The sequence below is a fragment of the Lysinibacillus sp. GW247-5R2A genome, assembly GCF_059424475.1.
Genome location: NZ_JBWKZL010000013.1, coordinates 1 through 15,735 on the forward strand (window position 1 = coordinate 1; position 15,735 = coordinate 15,735).

A 15,735-nucleotide genomic window follows, 5' to 3' on the forward strand; every position below is an offset into this window, starting at 1 on the left:
TTTCAATTCATTTGAATAAACCTGATTTTTTCGAGCCATAGAAAATCCCCTTTAAGTAGAATGTTAACTACAGTTTAATGTAGTTTTTTTTACATTGTCTACTTAAAGGGGATAATATCAGTTTATATAGAGGCTGTTTTTTTTTTATTTATTAACACTATTTATTTTGTGCGAATGGTAATAATTTATATTGAAATCGAAATGAAAGTACTAAAGGACTGAGGCATATATTCTTTGTAGTTAGGTATTTATATCTAAAAACGTTTTTAATTTGTACCCCTTTAGGTGGTTAGTAGTCATTTATGCTTGAATTTAATAATGAAAATTCCGATAATAAGAGTACAGAAGCTGTTTCGAAGGAATAGATATAGTGATAAAAAATGTTCATATCTAGTAACAAAATAGCATATGAAGATAGAAGGATGAGGTGAAAACTATGAAAACATATAATTCAATGGAGCAAGAGAGATTATCATCACCATTTAATCGAAAAAAGTTCTTGCAGCGCAAAGAAGCGGGAGATGCTTATCGAAAAAATGCAATGTATTTTCAACCAAAGAAAAATCCATTATTGCTTGAGCTTGAAAACCTACTATTAGGACGCACAGATCAAGATTTATATGAGCAACAACAGGAAGATGCAGAAGTAGTAACACCCCAACAGCAGGCCATTATGGAGGATTTACAGCAAACTTCAAAGAATGTTCATGCACATGAGCAAGCTTATAAGTGGGCAAGTGGTCATCATGACGGATCCCCTGTTGTAAATAATCCAGATATGAATGATACATTACAGGTTTTAGAGCAGGTGCGAAATGCAGCATTATCGCCGTCAAAGCCTTCTGCTCAAGATATACGTTTAGCAGAAAACGTGGATGCTCAAATTCAGCATATTTTACATGAAGCCAACACTACCGTCGACGCAATAGAGGAGCAGAACCAACCTTTTGACAATAAAGTGACTACAGTAAAGGTTCCTGAACGTTTCTCGAAGGAATTGAAATTGGACCCATTTGCGGATACAATTTTCGGTAAGAGCCACGACGCTGCTTTCAAATTGAGAGCCTTCAAACAGGCAACTGAAAAGTATGCGGCTCATGTTCAAATGACGAAAAATGGCTATCGTCCAGGCAATGATTCTATGTTTTCTTTGATAGCCTAATGTTGTAGATAGGAGATTATGGTTATGGCGAAGGCAAAGCATGCCAAAACAAATGCGATAAGATTATTAGAGCAGCAAAAAATCGAATTCGATGTGATTGAGTATGAAATTGGCGACGGTCAAGTGGACGGTGTTTCTGTTGCCGAAAAAATTGGTCAGCCGGCTGCTCGTGTTTTTAAAACATTAGTAGCAAGGGCAAGTGCACAAAAGCTCTTTGTATTTGTTATCCCCGTGGCTGAGGAACTGGATTTAAAGGCTGCCGCAAAGGTAGTTGGAGAAAAGAAGATTGATATGCTACCTGTAAAAGATTTGCTTAGTTATACAGGATATGTCCGTGGTGGATGCTCGCCGGTAGGCATGAAAAAATTATATCCTACGGTAATCCATGAAACTGCTCAACAGCAAGGCAGTATCATTGTAAGTGCAGGAAAAATAGGCATGCAAATCCATGTTCAGCTTAATGATTTGAAGAATATTACAAAGGCCCAGCTTGCGCCAATTACAACTACCCATTAGTAAAATCGGGTAGTTTTTTATTTTCATAGAATACGGTCATTTATCCTTCCATTCATAAACACGATTTCACGATATTTGCAGAAAATATGATACAGTAAGAGCATTATCGAACATAAAGAGAGGGATAGGAAATGCGCAAAATAATGGGGTGGCGCTGGACATTTTTTATTGGTGGCTTGATTGTGATGTCACTGGGTATTACGATGTCCATTAAAGGGAAAATAGTTGGAACAAGTCCTTGGGATGTCTTGCATGTAGGATTATTTCAAAACTTCGGATTAACGATTGGTACATGGTCTATATTAACAGGTCTTTTCATTGTCGTATCAACATCGATTGTTTTACGAACATGGCCCAAAATTGGTACATGGCTGAACATGCTACTAATCGGTTCATTCATCGATGTATTTAACTGGTTATTGCCGTCAACAGATGTATATGGTCTACAAATTACATATTTTATTATTGGTTTATTCGTCCTAAGCTTTGGCTGCGGTATGTATATTGCTCCAAATATGGGAGCAGGCCCTCGTGATACATTAATGATGATACTCGTCGAAAAATTTGGCGGATCTATTAAAACTGTGAGGATGGGTATCGAAGTTCTAGTGACCATTGTAGGGTGGCTACTAGGTGGGCCTGTTGGAGTAGGAACAGTATTAATTGCATTAACCTCAGGATATATTGTTCAATATTCATTACCGTATTGCCGCCAAGTATTAATGAAATGTATTGGCCGTATAGAAGACATGAAGCCTTTTTATTAAACTATAAAGCTACTTTTATCTGTTAAAGATCGGGGTAGCTTTTCATCTTTTTTAGTGTTCCTTCATATAATGCAAGGCAGAAACAAAAGGAGGAACGACATTTGAACGGAAATGTGACGTATTATTTTGGACACGCATTGACTGGGCAAGGTGTGAAACATTTATATAAAGAAATGATGGAGGAAGCGGAGCTAGTTTATTTTTTACAAGGTGCTTCTACATCTAAAGGATCAGAGCTGTTGAAGGAGCTGGGTTATTTTTATGTTAAGCAGGGCTTTGCTGTCGAATGGTTTAAGCACGCATTATTAGAGGAAGTAGTCGAGGCTGTTTATGTAAAGGGATGTAATAGACTGTATGTCTGGGCATCAGAATGGGATATTGAGCCAACATTGCTTGGGACGAAGCATCGCGTTATGTCTTTTTATGATTGCTTGGAGGATGCTCAGCTTGAGAAAATTGGAGAGCAACTGGCTAATGCAGTGCAGGAACGTACAGCTTGGCGTGATAAATGTATTGCCAAGCTAAGCCATGCTATCAAGCTCCACGATGATTGGGAGGTTGTGACGCAAAGCTGTATGAATTGGCAGGCATTAAATGAACAGGTGGAAAATTTAAAATCGGAAGTCTTCCAGTCTATAGTTTTAAATAAAACGGGTGAACGCACACATCGTTTACTTGGAACGTTAACGCCTAGAGGGGCAGAAAATACAGTAGAAAGCATTACAAAAAATATATCAACAAGATTAATGATTAAAGGCAAACCAGGTACGGGCAAATCCTCCTTGATGAAAGGCTTAGCAGATGAGGCGAATGCAAGAGGACTGGATGCCCAAATTGTATGGTGTGGCTTAGATGCAGGATCGGTTGATATGGTCATTATCCCAGAACTAAATTTCTGTATTTTTGATAGTACAGAACCTCATATTTTTGATCCACAGGATGGTCGATTAGGCGATAAGATATTTGATATTGGGCAACATTGTGCGCTTACGGAAGAGGCGGAATTAGCAATAGCGGAAGTACGTGCGCGCTATAAAGAAGCCATGCAAGATGCGATGGGCTATTCAAAGCGTTATGCAGAAGCAGAGTATACAGTGCGACGTTTATTGGATCATTGCTTATCCGCCTCTTTATGGCGAGAAAAAACAGCGTCATTATTCGAAAGGTTAACAAAATAATTTAGCTAAAGGCTTGCTTGTGCTAAACTAGGAGCTAGAACTGTTTTCCTAGGAAAGGATGATACGCTTGTCAAAAGTATTGAATGCATTTTTAGACGAAAACCTACAAGCCTTACATGAACAAGGCTTATACAATGAAATTGATCCAGTAGAGGGTGCGAATGGCCCGATTATTCAGGTACGTGGCAAAAATCTTGTTAACTTATCTTCTAACAATTATTTAGGCCTAGCAACTAATGAAGAATTAAAGCGTATTGCCAAAGAAACGATTGAAAAATATGGTGTTGGAGCAGGTGCTGTTCGTACTATTAACGGGACGCTTGACCTACACGTTAAATTAGAGGAAAAGCTTGCTGAATTTAAAGGAACAGAAGCAGCTATTTCTTATCAATCTGGCTTTAATTGTAATATGGCAGCTATTTCTGCTGTTATGGATAAAAACGATGCAATTCTTTCGGATCAATTAAATCATGCCTCTATTATTGACGGTTGTCGTTTATCAAAGGCGAAAATCATTCCGTTTAATCACTCAGATATGGATGATTTACGTGCTAAGGCGAAAGCGGCAAAAGAATCTGGATTATACAATAAAGTGATGGTTATTACGGATGGTGTATTCTCAATGGATGGAGATATTGCTAAATTGCCAGAAATTGTGGAAATCGCCAAAGAATTTGATTTAATCACTTATGTTGATGATGCACATGGTTCAGGTGTAACAGGTAAAGGAAAAGGAACTGTGAAGCACTTTGGACTAGAAAAGGAGATTGACTTCCAAATTGGTACACTCTCAAAAGCAATTGGCGTCGTGGGTGGCTATGTAGCTGGGAAGAAGAACCTAATTGATTGGTTAAAAGTTCGTTCACGTCCATTCTTGTTCTCAACAGCTTTACCACCAGGTGATGTGGCAGCCATTACAGCTGCCGTACAAATGCTAATCGATTCTACAGAGCTACACGATAAGCTGTGGGATAATGGTAACTATTTAAAAGCGGGTCTAGAGAAGCTTGGCTTTAATATTGGTGAATCAGAAACACCAATTACTCCTTGTATTATTGGAGATGAAAAGCTGACACAAGAGTTTTCAAAACGCTTATTTGAAGAAGGCGTTTATGCAAAATCAATCGTATTCCCAACCGTTCCTAAAGGCACAGGTCGCGTTCGTAATATGCCAACAGCAGCTCATACAAAAGAAATGCTTGATGATGCGTTAGCCATTTACGAGAAAGTTGGCCGCGAATTAGGTGTAATTCAATAATACGAAAAGGCTACCTTCGTTGTGGAGGTGGCCTTTTTGATTACAATGAAAACGGGCGCTTCATTCCAATCAAATTCTATGAAGTGACGGATAGCGCGGGGAAAGAGATGGATAGTCTGAGCTAAGAGATGGATAGTCTGAGTAAAGTGACGGATAGCGAGGGCAGAGTGACGGATAGCCAGAGCAAAGTAACGGATAGCGAGGGGAAAGAGACGGATAGCGCGAGGAAAGTGACGGATAGCCAGAGGAAAGTGACGGATAGCGAGGGGAAAGAGACGGATAGCGAGGGGAAAGAGACGGATAGCGAAGGCAAAGAGACGGATAGCGAAGGCAAAGTGACGGATAGCGAGGGGAAAGTGACGGATAGCTCACCAAAAGAGACGGATAGCTCACCAAAAGAGGCGGATAGCCCGTCAAAAGTGACGGACAGTCCGCTCAAAGTGATCAATAGCTCGTCAAAATAAAGGGCTTCTTATTTTGAGCGTATTACATTCGCTTTTTTTAGCTGCTGTACTTCATGATCAGTGATGTTTAAAGCCTGCAAAATTTCTTCATTATGCTGTCCTAAAGTTGGGGCTGCACCAGTTAATTGACCCGGCGTGCGTGAGAATTTTGCTGGGAAACCTAGTGTTCTCATTGGTCCAGCAGTTGGATGTTCATAGGACAAGACCATATCCCGCTGTAAAATATGGGGATCATTTAAGGTTTGGTCATAGGAATAGATAGGGCTAGATGGTACGCCGTGTTCATCTAAAAGCTCCAGCCAGTAGGTTGCTGGATGTTTCGCTAATTCACTTTCAATTTCTGCTTCTAACGCCTTTACATGCTGAGCACGTGAATAGTTTGTAATAAAGAGGGGATTGTCTAACCAATCAGGTCGTTCGATAACCTTTGTCGCAAAAATTTCCCATAGTTTTTGATTGCCAGCACCTATTAAAATATAGTCATCCTGTGTTTTAAAGCCTTGATAGGGTGCGGATACTCGGTGGGCAGTTCCTGTACGCTCGGGTAATTCGCCCTGACCAAAGTAGGCAGCGGCCTCCCAAACAGTCCAAGCAAGCCCTGACTCTACTAAAGAAACATCGATATATTGCCCCTCACCACTGCGTAGCTTATAAATATAGGCCATTAAAATAGATTGTAAGGCCGTTTGGGCAGCGGCAATATCATTGACAGCGAAGCCAACTTTTACAGGTCGGCCCTGTGGTTCACCAGTCATATGCATTAAGCCACTTAGACCTTGTGCCATAATATCATAGCCACCTTTTTGGCTATAAGGACCCGTTTGTCCATAGCCAGAAATAGAGCAGTAAATGAGTCCAGGGTTAAGGGCTTTTAAAGTATCATAATCAATCCCTAGCTTTTTCGTAACACCTGGTCGATAGTTTTCCACAAGCACATCAACAGATTGGATAAGCTCTTTGAATAAAGCCAAGCCCTCTGGCGTTTTTAAATTTAGACATACACCTTTTTTATTGCGATTAACCATCATATACATATGACTTTCTTCATGAACGAACGGACCCATTGCTCGGGTGTCGTCTCCGTTTGGATATTTCTCGATTTTAATAACTTCTGCGCCCATATCTGCTAAGACCATTGTGCAATAAGGACCCGCTAATACTTGTGATAAATCAACAACTTTTAATCCCTCTAATGCCTGTTTCATCTAACCTCAGTCCCATCATTTTTGACTAATGTAATCGTACGTAACCCTTTGATGGAGGTTGTGCCTGCTAATGCAATGGAAACCTTTAATTCATCATAAATATTTGTCATCACTTTTTCGGCACCTTGTTGTCCTTCAAGGGCTAGGCCATAGACGAAGGGACGCCCAATTGCTACCGCATCAGCTCCTAAAGCAAGTGCTTTTAAGGCATCCATCCCGCGATATACACCACTATCTAAAATTATAGGGATTTGTCCATTGACAGCACTCACGATGGCGGGGAGGGCATCAAGTGAACTAATAACACCATCTAATTGTCGGCCGCCATGGTTCGATACGATAATCCCGTCAATCCCATTTTCAAGGGCTAGCTTTGCATCTTCAGGATGTAAAATTCCCTTTAATAATATAGGAAGATTTGTACGTCGTTTTAATTCACGAACATGCTCCCAATTGAGTGTAGGGTGGAAAACATTTTGCAGGACGCCTTGTACATACGATTCAAATGAATCATTAGGCAAAGAAGCCATAAAGACAGGATCATTTATGTAATTTCCTTTTGCGTAGCCTAGCTTTAATGGTGAAAATTGATTGCGTACATCTTCTTCTCGCCATCCAAGCATTACTGTATCGACTGTTAAGACAATTGCTTCAAAGCCTGCTGACTCTGCTCGTGCGGCCATACTCAATGCAATTTCTTCATTTGTAGACCAATACAATTGGAACCATTTTGTTGCTGAAGGGGCAGCTTCGGCAACATCTTCGAGGGCATAGGTGGAGACTGTGCTTTGAATATATGGCATATTTAATTGCTGGGCAGCGCGTACAGCGGCAAGTTCACCTTCCTCGTGAACCATTCCGTTCATGCCGACAGGGGCAAAGAGCAATGGCGTTGGGTAAGTTTTCCCGAACAAATTAATAGATGTATGAACGTTTGAAACATCATTTAAGAAGCGGGGAACAATGGAGTATTTTTCAAAAGCTGAACGATTATTACGTAATGTTTGTTCACCGCCAGCACCTGAGCGAATGTAGCCGAATGGACCAGCTGGAATTTTTTCCGCTACTGCTTTTTCTAAATCGGCAAAGCAAATGGGGAAGGGGGCTTGGGCAGTGATATTTTTTAAGAGTAGGTCACCATCATTTGTATTAGTCATCGTTACTACCTCACTTATTTATTGAAAATAGGCTTTCTTTTATTTAAAAAAGCTTGAATACCTTCGTTATAGTCATCAGAACTAAATGAATCGAGAATTAATTGAGCCAGTTCATCACTCTCTTCATTTTCTCCATCCACAATAGCTTGAATTATTTTTTTACTACCTGCATTGGCAATAGATGATTTACTTAAAAGATGCTCAGCAAATTGCATAGTGGCATTTTCAATTTCCTGCGGCTCATGAAGGGCAGTAATCAAACCGATGCTTTTGCCTTCCTCTGCTGTAAAAATGTTTGCTGTGTATAAAATCTCTTTAGCCTTCGCGACACCAACAATATTAATAAGACGTTTAGTGCTTTCAAGATTATAGACAATCCCAATGTTCGCAGCGGTAATGCCAAGCTTACTCTTTGGTGTCGCCAATCTAAAGTCACAAGCATTGGCTAACTCTAAGCCGCCGCCAATTGCTAAGCCCTGAATCATGGCAATCGTAGGATGTGGGAATTTATAGAGGTCATCAATGGCCTTTAAAGCTAGATCATTATAGGCCTTAGCATTATCCGCAGCATAACGAATATCTAAAAATTCACTAATATCAGCACCCGAGGAAAAGGCGACTTCATTGACACCGCGCACAATTAATAGCTTGATAGACGTATTTGTACGTAGCTGTTCTAGCTCGTCTATAATTGCTTGGAACATTGCTCTCGATAAAGAATTTCGTTTGTCAGGACGGTTTAACACTAGCGTTGCGATATAGCCGTTTTTCTCTACATAAATCTCAGTTGACATGGATATCCTCCTCCTAGTCTTTCTTCAATTTGGCTGAAATGCGGTTACCTATGGATTGTATGCTTTGTACAAGGATGATTAAAATAAACACCGTTGCATACATGACATCTACCTCATAGCGTAAATGACCATAACGGTAAGCTAGGTCGCCTAATCCGCCAGCACCAACCATTCCTGCCATTGCTGTTGCGCCAATCAATCCAATTGTAGCGATCGTTAAGCCTAAAATAATGGATGGGCGTGCTTCGCGTAATAATACATGCCAGATGATATGGCGACGTTTAATACCCATAGCGGTGTAGGCTTCGACAACGCCCGAATCAACTTCTAAAAGCGCTGACTCCATCAGTCGTGCAATATAAGGAGCGGTATAAACTACAAGCGGAACAATAACGCCTTTCACGCCAATCGTTGTACCGACGATAACCTTTGTAAAAGGTAAAATGAAGAATAGTAAGATGATGAATGGGACTGAACGGATAATATTGATAACTAAATTAAAAAATTGATAGAAAAATTTATTTTCAAAGGATTGACCAGGTCGTGTTAAAACAATTAAAAGTCCTAAAGGTATACCGATTAGAATCGAAAAGAATAATGAAATTCCGACCATTTGAAATGTTTCGATAATTGCTTTGCCAATAACCTCTGACCATTCATTAAAGAAATTATTCATGGATCTCTCCTCCTAACTCTTCCACAGTAACGCCATTCTCTGCAAAATAGGTTAACGCCTTTTGAACAATGTTGGGCTCTCCGTTTAAATGCACCACAATATTACCAACAATGCCGTTTTTTAATTCAATAATATTGGCTGTTAAAATGTTTGGTTGTACATCATATACTTTGCTGACTTCAGCCAATAACGGCTTACCAGTACTTTCTCCAAGAAATGTTAAACGAATGACGCTACCTGAAACATTTAACTGCTCAATAAGAGAAGGAGTTAAGTTACGTTGTGAAATGGTACTTAAGAACTTTCTGGTAGTAGGGTGTTGTGGTTTTGCAAAGAGCTCAATAGCCGTACCAAATTCAACTACTTTCCCTGCCTCTAGCACAGATACCTCATCACAAATTTTCTGAATGACATTCATTTCATGTGTAATCAGTAGGATTGTAATTCCTAATTCACGATTAATTTTTAACAATAGTTCAAGAATGGCCTCTGTAGTCTCAGGATCAAGCGCACTTGTTGCTTCATCACTAAGTAAAATTTCCGGCTCTTGCGCTAGAGCGCGTGCAATAGCGACACGTTGCTTTTGTCCACCTGAAAGCTGATTAGGGTAGCTATCTAGCTTTTCTGTTAAACCTACAATTTCCGCATATTTAGCCACACGATTTTTGACTTCTGTTTCGTTATAACCAAGTAGCTTTAAGGGAACTGCAATATTGTTATAAACTGTCGCTGTCTTTAAGAGATTAAAATGTTGAAAAATCATACCAATCTTTTGTCGTGTTTGACGTAAGTCATGAAGTGAAAGGGTAGTAATATCCACATTGTCAATTAAGACTTTGCCTGCTGAAGGACGCTCTAGTAAATTAACACAACGAATCAGCGTGCTTTTACCGGCACCACTATACCCAATTACACCATGAATTTGCCCTTTTTTTACATGAAGATTGATTCCATCCACTGCCTTAATACTGCCTTTTTTTGTCTTATATTCTTTTGAAATATTTTGTAATTGAATCATCAGATTGATTGCTCCTTTCTTAACTTCTAAAAAGCAAGAATCTGCGCGGTTTCCATAGTGGAAATTGGGCAGATTCTTTAGCTTATCGCACGTATTACCAGCTAGGGATTACAGAACCTTTGAATTCCTCTTCAATGAATTGACGCACTTCATCAGATTGATAAGCCTCAATGAACTTTTTAATCGTTGGGTCGTTTTCATTTTCTGCACGAACGACAATGTAGTTCACATATGGAGAGTCAGTAGATTCTAAAAGAATAGAGTCCTCTTGCGGGTTAATGCCAGCTTCCAGCGCAAAGTTAGTATTTATAGCAGCTACATCTACTTCACCAAGCTGCTTAGGAATTTGTGCAGCTTCTAATTCTATGAATTTTAAATTCTTTTTGTTTTCTTCCACGTCACGAACAGATGCTGTTAAGTCCGCTCCATCTTTTAATTTAATATAGCCTGCCTCTTGTAAAACAAAGAGAGCACGCGCTCCATTTGTTGGGTCATTCGGTAAGCCAAATGTTGCACCTTCAGGAACATCATCCAATGATTTATATTTTTCAGAGTATATACCCATTGGATTTAAAATTGTTTTGCCAACCGGTACTAAATCTGTATCGTGATCTTTATTAAATGTATCGAGGAAAGGTTTATGCTGATAGCTGTTTGCATCAAGATCTCCTTCTGCTAAGGATGTATTTGGTAAAACATAATCAGAAAATGATTTTAGTTCTACTTCTAGACCTTTTTCCTTTGCAACTTTAGCAGCTATCTCTGCAATTTGCTCATGAGGTCCTGAAGTGACACCCACAACAATTTTATTTTCATCGATAGCTTCGCCTTTTCCTTTGCTATCTTCTTTAGAGCCACAGCCCGCTAGTGCTGCGACTAATGTAAGACTTGCTAAACCTACTAAAAATTTATTTTTCTTCTTCATGAAAACTACCTCCAAAAATTGTTTTATCGGTTTTTGAAAATAAAAAAAACTCTCTTACAAATTAAGAGAGGCTCATGAAAAAAAGTCCTCTCTTATCTATCAAACGAATTTCGTTTGCAGGATTTAGCACCTTCCTTCATAAAAAGGAGGTTGCCGAGCTTCATAGGGCCAGTCCCTCAGCTACTCTTGATAAGAGATTCATATTATATTTTTGTATTTCCGATAGAACTAATATAATTTATAGGGTATAGTAAGTCAATAAATATTTTTAAAATTTTTTATATTGTTATAATATTTTGTTGCGAAGGAGGGAGAAGATTGTCCGTTAGAGTTAAGTATGGCATAGGTTCATTTGGTAAGGTGATTAGTGCTCGTCTTCTCATGGGAACAGACATCATTGAAGGAATTGAGGCACTTTGTGAAGAGAATAAAATTGAATCAGCAACCATTATTAGTTGTATTGGTAGTTTTCAAAAAAGTAGCTTTGTTTATTTAGTACCTGATGAAACTTCCCACATTAAAGTTCGATTTAGTGATGTGGTTGAGAAAGAGGGGCCACTCGAGTTTATCCAAGGTTCAGGAGTTGTTTGTAAGCGTGATGCACAATATGAAACGCATTTCCATGGTTCCATGAGCGATCAATGGGGAGTGGTTTCTGGCGGTCATTTTATAAAGGGCGGAAATATCGTCATAACAGCAGATGTAGTACTGGCAGAAGTTCAAGGCATTCAGCATATCCGTCAGTTGGATGATGAAACAGGTCATGTACAATTTTATCCATTAGAACATGGGTTAGATCTTCCAAGGAAAATTGAAAAATAGTAAGTCCTCTAGCTACTGAAAGCTACAGGACTCCATTTTGTTCCATGTTAGAATAATTTTAATTGCTCAATTCTATGCATGGCTTCTCGTAACCGTTCCTCGCTTACAAGCAAGCCAATACGCACATAGCCTTCCCCATATTGGCCAAAGCCATTTCCTGCGGCTACCGCAATATCAGCTTTGTCAAGCAAAATATCGGCAAATTGTTCGCTAGTAAAACCTAATGGGACAGGGAGCCAGGCAAAGAAGGAGCCCCTTGGTGCCGTTACTTGCCAGCCAATTCTATGAGCTTCTTCGATTAGAACATTTCGACGACGCTCATAGGTAGCTCTTAGCTCATCTGCACATTCCTGTGAAGATGTCAGTGCAACAGCTGCTGCTTGCTGAATAGCAGGAAATTGACTACAAAACAAATGATCTTGAATAAGATTAATCGCGGCAATCAAATCAGCATTACCAACAGCAAAGCCTATACGCCAACCTGCCATATTATAAGTCTTTGATAATGTGTACATTTCGATTCCAACTTCTTTTGCACCGTTGGCCTGTAAGAAACTAATAGGTTTATTGCCATCAAATCCAATCGCACCATAAGCAAAATCATGTGATACGATGATATTATGCTCCTTAGCAAAACGAATGGTTTCTTCAAAAAATTCAAGTGTAGCTGTACCACCCGTTGGATTATTTGGGTAATTTAAGTAAAGTAACTTGGCTTTTTCTATAACTTCTTTAGGTAGGGCATCATAATCAGGTAAGAAATTATTCTCAGCAAAAAGTGGCATTACTTCAAAATTAACATCACCTAATACAACACCAGATAAGTAGTCTGGATAGCCCGGGTCTGGTAATAGCATTGTATCGCCTGGATTTAACACAGCCAAAGGTAGCTCAACAAGACCAATCTTTGTGCCACCAAGAATGGCTACTTCAGTGTGAGGATCAATCTCCACATCATATTCCCGTTTATAAAAGTCGGCAGCCGCTTGACGTAATTCAGCGATACCACGAAAAGGCGAATACTTGTGGTTTTGAGGATTTTCAGCTGCTTCCTGCAATGCTTGAATGATATGAGTAGGCGTAGGTTGGTCGGGATTTCCTTGCCCGAGATTAATTACATCACGACCTTCTTCCAAGGCATTGTTTACTTTTTGGACAAGCGCCGCAAAAAATTGAGTGGGTAATTGCTGTAGTTTTTTAGAGAATTCCATGCATGATCACCTTTTTCAGAATATAATAATTATTATTGAAGAATATGAAGCAAATAGTAGTACTTTTTTTGTTAATTGTCTAGAGGAGGAATGAATATGAAAATCGGTTGTATTCAGTTAAACGTTGGCTTCGGCAAAGTAGAAGAAAATTTTACACGGGCAGAGGACAAGATTCGTGAAGCTGCAAAACTAGGGGCGGAAATTATTGTGTTACCGGAAATGTGGAATACCGGCTACGCACTAGAAAAGCTAGCAGAATTGGCGGACGTTAACGGTGAGCGTACAAAGGCATTTTTAGCTAACTTAGCGAAGGAACTTAGTGTACATATTGTCGGTGGCTCCGTTTCGATAAAAAAGGATGACAAGTTTTACAATACGATGTATACATTTGATAACAATGGATTACTTGTTGGGGAATATAGCAAGGCGCATCTTTTCCGTTTAATGGACGAGCATCTTTACTTAGAAGCTGGAGATGATATGAATCGATTCGCGCTAGGACACATTGAGGCGGCTGGTGTCATTTGTTATGATATTCGTTTCCCTGAATGGTTACGTGCGCATGCCCTGCAAGGAGCGAAGGTGCTTTTTGTTCCAGCTCAATGGCCGAAGCCTAGAATTGATCATTGGAAAACATTGCTGCAGGCGCGAGCGATTGAAAACCAATGCTTTGTGATAGCAGTTAACCGTATTTCGAGAAAAGTAGAAAACTTTAATGGGCAATCGATGATTATTCAGCCGTGGGGTGAAGTACTTTGGGTTGGTGCTGAAGACGAGGAAGTAGCAGTAATTGATGTGGATTTCTCCATAGTTGATGAAGTACGTGGAAGAATTCCTGTATACGATGATCGTCGACCAGGACTTTATCAAGATGTTGTGGTGAAAGGATAATGAGATGGCACGTTAAAGGGGAGAGGCCTCTTGAACGTGCCTATTTTTAACTCTTGTCATCAATTAAGGAGTTTGCAAGAAGCATAAATTCCAGTGTAATGCGATTATGACCCTTCATGAAATTTTCCCCGAGTAAACTTTCAAGCTTTTTTAAACGGTGATATAGTGTTTGACGAACGATAAACAGTTGGTTAGCCGTTTGCTGCTTGGAGCCGTTTGATTGTAAATAGACTTGTAATGTTTCAAGAAGCTTGCTGTTATATTTTTCATCATACTCAATAACTGGCTGTAAATAATCATGTATAACTTCCTTTAAATTCACCTGCATTTGTAATTTATAGATTAAATGATACAAATGCAAATCATCATAAAAGAACGAGGAAGTTTGCACTTTGCGGCAAATATATAATGTTTCTAATGCAGTTTGATAGCTTTTGGAGATTTCTTGCACATCAGCTACAACTTTACCAACCGCTATTTGAAACCCTTGAGTTTGCTGTTTTTTATAAAATTCAGTTTTGGGCAGTGAGGTAAAGATGCTATTTAATATTTCACGAATCGCTCGACAATCTTTTGTATGAAGTAAAATAAAAATAACATAGCTTTTTCTTTCGAATAAAAAGGGAATAAAGCCATGCTGTTCAAAGAGATTACGATAATAAAGTTTACTATAGACAATATCCTCCTGCGCTTTCATTACTGTATTGGGAGTGGCCAAAATAAAGACAGCCCCACTAGATTGTGAATAGTTGGTATAGTGAGAGACGATAAATTTATAGATTTCCTCCTTGTTCAGCTTTTGGTCGATCCAATCAGCTAAAATCGAAGCGTCCTCAATATTCTTTTTCTCCTCAATATAAAACTCTCGCATTAATAATTGTGCTAATGCTGTTGCTGTACGGTCTAATATTAATAATTCAAACTCTGAAAATAAACCATCTTCACGAAAAATCGTTAAATCTGCATAATGTTGATCAAAAATAAAGATGGGCTCATGTTTAAATGGCTGAGCATATTTATTCAAAGCTAATAATTGCTGACGGTTCCTTTTTGTCATGTTGGGATAAAAGATAGGTTCCCGTCCCTTAATGGAAAACATAATTTGTGTTTTCAATTCGGTATACATATTTTGTAAAATGTCATCCGTGTTTTGTCCTAAGACCGTATTTTTATTTAAAGTTTGTGAGTAGGATTCGAGTGTCGAAACCATTAAATATTGCTGATTAATAATTTGACTATGTAAATCCTGTGTAATGCGAACAAAAGGTACGGCTTCATGAAAAACAATAATCGGAAACTGATGACGATTTGCAATGGCAAGTATTGCTTCTGGAACGGCTTGAATAGAAGAGCCATACTCAATACAAAGAGCAGCACAATTTTTATCGATTAAAGATTTAATAAACGTCATAAAATCTTCGATGCCATGTTGAAGACTGATCCCCGTTGTTAACACCAGCTCTTCTCCAACTAAAAAATTATCTACATGGACTATTTCAAGGACATGTGCCCACTTAACGATTCTTAATAGCCCCTCGTGACCTGCAACTACCTCTGCATTCTGAAAGTATTTATTTTCTAACACATGCAGTACCTTAAGTTGGAATTGGCTCAATACAGCTCCTCCTTTTGAAACATCTTCAACGTTTTTTTATATCTATTATTTCTCTTTCGTGTTACTAAATAGCTGT

16 protein-coding genes and 1 riboswitch are annotated in these 15,735 nt (G+C 39.0%); of the genes, 8 read left to right on the plus strand and 8 right to left on the minus strand.

The genetic code is table 11. The features are described 5' to 3' along the window. Positions 1 to 436 precede the first annotated feature (436 nt). From AC07YC_RS18605 to AC07YC_RS18630, 6 genes are all read left to right on the plus strand, one after another. Positions 437 to 1,162 (plus strand): hypothetical protein, encoded by a 726-nt coding sequence (locus AC07YC_RS18605; protein ID WP_494920114.1) that lies wholly within the window; start codon positions 437 to 439, stop codon positions 1,160 to 1,162. 24 nt (positions 1,163 to 1,186) lie between these two features. Then, a complete protein-coding gene (gene ybaK, locus AC07YC_RS18610) occupies positions 1,187 to 1,678 on the plus strand; it encodes a Cys-tRNA(Pro) deacylase (RefSeq protein ID WP_336636551.1) in 492 nt (163 codons plus the stop codon). 131 nt (positions 1,679 to 1,809) lie between these two features. Continuing rightward, positions 1,810 to 2,445, plus strand: coding sequence for a YczE/YyaS/YitT family protein (locus AC07YC_RS18615; RefSeq protein ID WP_494920115.1), 636 nt, complete (start codon positions 1,810 to 1,812; stop codon positions 2,443 to 2,445). Positions 2,446 to 2,546: 101 nt separating this feature from the next. After that, positions 2,547 to 3,623, plus strand: coding sequence for a nucleotide kinase (locus tag AC07YC_RS18620; RefSeq protein WP_494920116.1), 1,077 nt, complete (start codon positions 2,547 to 2,549; stop codon positions 3,621 to 3,623). Positions 3,624 to 3,681: 58 nt separating this feature from the next. Then, positions 3,682 to 4,881, plus strand: coding sequence for a glycine C-acetyltransferase (locus tag AC07YC_RS18625; RefSeq protein WP_196244029.1), 1,200 nt, complete (start codon positions 3,682 to 3,684; stop codon positions 4,879 to 4,881). 128 nt (positions 4,882 to 5,009) lie between these two features. After that, the gene (locus AC07YC_RS18630) at positions 5,010 to 5,345 is read left to right on the plus strand and encodes a hypothetical protein (protein WP_494920117.1); all 336 of its coding nucleotides are present in this window, start codon (positions 5,010 to 5,012) and stop codon (positions 5,343 to 5,345) included. 8 nt (positions 5,346 to 5,353) lie between these two features. Here the strand turns inward: AC07YC_RS18630 and AC07YC_RS18635 are convergent, their stop codons facing one another. From AC07YC_RS18635 to AC07YC_RS18660, 6 genes are all read right to left on the minus strand, one after another. Beyond that, positions 5,354 to 6,550 carry a CaiB/BaiF CoA transferase family protein gene (locus tag AC07YC_RS18635; protein WP_494920118.1) on the minus strand — a complete coding sequence of 399 codons (1,197 nt, stop codon included), beginning with the start codon at positions 6,548 to 6,550 and terminating at the stop codon, positions 5,354 to 5,356. Further along, positions 6,547 to 7,707, minus strand: a complete 1,161-nt coding sequence (locus tag AC07YC_RS18640) for an alpha-hydroxy acid oxidase (protein WP_494920119.1) — start codon at positions 7,705 to 7,707, stop codon at positions 6,547 to 6,549. The genes AC07YC_RS18635 and AC07YC_RS18640 overlap by 4 nt, the downstream gene beginning before the upstream one ends. A gap of 14 nt (positions 7,708 to 7,721) precedes the next feature. Continuing rightward, a complete protein-coding gene (locus AC07YC_RS18645) occupies positions 7,722 to 8,501 on the minus strand; it encodes an enoyl-CoA hydratase/isomerase family protein (protein ID WP_494920120.1) in 780 nt (259 codons plus the stop codon). A 13-nt stretch (positions 8,502 to 8,514) separates the two neighbouring features. Continuing rightward, positions 8,515 to 9,177, minus strand: coding sequence for a methionine ABC transporter permease (locus AC07YC_RS18650; RefSeq protein ID WP_494920121.1), 663 nt, complete (start codon positions 9,175 to 9,177; stop codon positions 8,515 to 8,517). Beyond that, entirely contained in the window at positions 9,170 to 10,195 is a 1,026-nt protein-coding gene (locus AC07YC_RS18655) for a methionine ABC transporter ATP-binding protein (RefSeq protein ID WP_008176093.1), read from the minus strand. Before AC07YC_RS18655 ends, AC07YC_RS18650 begins: the two co-directional genes overlap by 8 nt. Positions 10,196 to 10,289: 94 nt before the next feature. Beyond that, positions 10,290 to 11,120, minus strand: coding sequence for a MetQ/NlpA family ABC transporter substrate-binding protein (locus AC07YC_RS18660; RefSeq protein ID WP_494920122.1), 831 nt, complete (start codon positions 11,118 to 11,120; stop codon positions 10,290 to 10,292). 89 nt (positions 11,121 to 11,209) lie between these two features. Beyond that, positions 11,210 to 11,316, minus strand: a riboswitch (SAM riboswitch). Positions 11,317 to 11,438: 122 nt separating this feature from the next. On the opposite strand from AC07YC_RS18660, the gene AC07YC_RS18665 reads away from it, so the two are divergent. Then, the gene (locus AC07YC_RS18665; protein ID WP_336636562.1) at positions 11,439 to 11,942 is read left to right on the plus strand and encodes a PPC domain-containing DNA-binding protein; all 504 of its coding nucleotides are present in this window, start codon (positions 11,439 to 11,441) and stop codon (positions 11,940 to 11,942) included. A gap of 47 nt (positions 11,943 to 11,989) precedes the next feature. Here AC07YC_RS18665 and AC07YC_RS18670 read toward each other — a convergent pair whose 3' ends face one another. Continuing rightward, on the minus strand, positions 11,990 to 13,153 hold the full coding sequence (locus tag AC07YC_RS18670; RefSeq protein WP_494920123.1) for a pyridoxal phosphate-dependent aminotransferase: 1,164 nt from the start codon (positions 13,151 to 13,153) through the stop codon (positions 11,990 to 11,992). Positions 13,154 to 13,249: 96 nt separating this feature from the next. On the opposite strand from AC07YC_RS18670, the gene AC07YC_RS18675 reads away from it, so the two are divergent. Further along, positions 13,250 to 14,044 carry a carbon-nitrogen family hydrolase gene (locus AC07YC_RS18675; protein ID WP_494920124.1) on the plus strand — a complete coding sequence of 265 codons (795 nt, stop codon included), beginning with the start codon at positions 13,250 to 13,252 and terminating at the stop codon, positions 14,042 to 14,044. A 46-nt stretch (positions 14,045 to 14,090) separates the two neighbouring features. Here AC07YC_RS18675 and AC07YC_RS18680 read toward each other — a convergent pair whose 3' ends face one another. After that, entirely contained in the window at positions 14,091 to 15,659 is a 1,569-nt protein-coding gene (locus AC07YC_RS18680) for a PucR family transcriptional regulator (RefSeq protein WP_494920125.1), read from the minus strand. Positions 15,660 to 15,735: the final 76 nt, after the last annotated feature.